General features: G+C 38.6%; 3 protein-coding genes. All 3 read right to left on the reverse strand.

Annotated features, from left to right (window positions below):
* The coding region (locus KTQ90_RS13210; RefSeq protein WP_217318812.1) for a hypothetical protein at window positions 1–290 on the reverse strand (290 nt) is incomplete at its 3' end.
* Complete coding sequence (locus KTQ90_RS13215; protein ID WP_118312083.1) at window positions 283–906, reverse strand: sigma-70 family RNA polymerase sigma factor; 624 nt, start codon at window positions 904–906, stop codon at window positions 283–285. The genes KTQ90_RS13215 and KTQ90_RS13210, both read right to left, overlap by 8 nt.
* Window positions 907–941: 35 nt before the next feature.
* Window positions 942–1,685, reverse strand: a complete 744-nt coding sequence (locus KTQ90_RS13220) for a UpxY family transcription antiterminator (RefSeq protein ID WP_118312084.1) — start codon at window positions 1,683–1,685, stop codon at window positions 942–944.
* Window positions 1,686–1,725 lie beyond the last annotated feature (40 nt).

Raw genomic sequence — 1,725 nt, forward strand, 5'->3', positions numbered from 1 at the left:
GCATATATAGAGTCCTCGTTTTGAGGAAATATATCAGAAGCATCTAAATTTTCTTCAATATTTGGAATATCAAAACTATCTGTAAATATATCATCTTGAACAATTTGGTTCCAGTCATCATAAGTAGATAGCGTTTCGTCTACCATGTAACCACTTGATAATATGTCTTGCAAAGAATCATCAGAATGGATTGCTGATGCAACCTCATTCATTCCTTCCTCTGTAAGATTACCATCCAAATATGCAGCAAATTTTTCAATACTTACAGTTGGTACAAAATCTTTATGCATGACCTACCTCCTTTCTGAAAATTCGCTCATATTGTTCCTTAGCGAGTTTATGTTTGTTGTAATAGTTCTCCATTGACATACCTAATTCTTTTGCAGTTTCTTCATTGGTCTTCAGCTCCAAATATCGCAGGCGAATCAATTCGCTGTAACGTTTGTTTGGCATCTGCTTGATGATGGTCAGAGCATCTTGACGATTGAGATTAGAAAAATCTATCTCTATAGACCCATAAATAGAGTCCGTTCTATCACTCTCATCATCATTTTCTTTTAGATTGGAGTGAGAAATCTGCTCATGCTTAGGCATTTTCTCTTTTGTTTCAAACTGCTTGTAGCAATAAAACAAACATGCGGTCTTCAACCAACTTGTCAATGTACTTTCACCTCTGAAATTTTCCATCTGACATTTGCCTGTAGCCTTGCTTGGAGCAAGAACAACAATGTATATCTCGTCTATAAACTCCTTGCAATTTGCACAATCGGTATAGTAGTTGTCATAGATGGACTTAAACAGGGGATAGCATTGTTGGTAAAAGTATTTGCGTGTAACCATTTCGTCCTTGTTTATCAATGACTTGGCTATTTGCAAATCTTGTGTAAATATCTTTTTTACAATCATTGCTATATTTCTACATAATAAGGTACAGTAACCTTTTACTTCTGCTTATCTTCTACAACCTCACAATAAGCACTCGGTACGTATGCCGTCAAAACAGTCAGCAAGTTGTCCACAACAATGCCCACTCGCTGTTGTCCTTTATGACGTGCCACTATTCCCATAAAACCTTCAAACTCACCTTTTACCACTCGTACCAACTGACCTTTCTCGAACTTCTGGATTTCTCCAGAGACAATGATGACATCATCTTCCTCTGAAGCGCACGCTATTTTGAGACTTTCCATCTGATAGTCGGGAACAATCAATGGAGTTTTCTCTATTCTGCTGCCAATATGTGTATGGTGATAATAAAAACGAAGGAATGGGAGGTTTACGTTGTCGTAAACAAAAAGTTTGAGTTGTTCTTCTGTTCCGTGAGCGAAGAAGATGTTAGGTAAACGTGACTCAGTAACAACTTTGCGCTTACCATTTATAAGTTTAACCGTATCGATGGTAGGATAGAAAGCCGTAATGCCTTTGGCTGTCATATAGTCATATGCCTTTTTCTCTCTGCCATAAGTGGTACGTAAGGCATACCAATGAGGAACATCTTCCTCTTTTTGCGCTTTAGGCTTTACTGCTATATGTGCATTTCTGGTGGACACCCCTGTTTGTGAACTCTCCGCAGATACTGTGCTTTGAGCTTTGGGGAGGGTGTTGGAGGTAAGTCCAACACAGGGAGGAGTTTCACCACCTCCTACGGTGTGTACATCTTGCAATGCACGTTCATCGACTTTCATATCGGTGTTAACTTATTCTAAGCAGAACCCAGTTAATAAA

The sequence above is a fragment of the Leyella stercorea genome, assembly GCF_019052365.1.
Taxonomy (GTDB): Bacteria; Bacteroidota; Bacteroidia; order Bacteroidales; family Bacteroidaceae; genus Prevotella.